A 395-nucleotide genomic window follows, 5' to 3' on the forward strand; every position below is an offset into this window, starting at 1 on the left:
CAGCGTTGCTGAAATCGAAATCCCCAACGCCGCGTTGCGTCAGTTGGCCAAAGCCCCGCTCGCGCTGTCCTATCGTGTGGAAAAAGCCGATAACACCCCCGACCAGCGCTCCAAGGTGCAATTCATCAACGTCATTGGCCAGGTACAACGCCTCGCCGCGCCGCTTGTGCGCGAAGCGGTCTCCGGAGCGCTGAATCCTGAACTGGCGCGAGTGACCATCGAAATCCCCTTCGACAACTCCTTCGCTGCCGGCCAGTCGATCAACCTGATGTGGCTGGGCACCCGGCCAGATTTTTCCACCTACCTGCCGGATCTGCCCCCGCGCCTGATCAGCAACGGCGACATCAGCGCCGGCAAACCGCTGCTCATTTACGTCGACAAAACCCACCTGCTGC

At 61.0% G+C, this 395-nt stretch carries 1 protein-coding gene; it reads left to right on the forward strand.

Annotation, left to right across the window (positions count from 1 at the left end; all coding sequences use genetic code 11):
* A partial coding sequence (locus tag ACQ4OE_RS26795; protein WP_430948459.1) for a hypothetical protein occupies positions 1-395 on the forward strand: 395 nt, incomplete at both ends.

Origin of the sequence: Pseudomonas sp. WC2, from assembly GCF_050586545.1 — a bacterium.
Lineage (GTDB): Bacteria > Pseudomonadota > Gammaproteobacteria > Pseudomonadales > Pseudomonadaceae > Aquipseudomonas.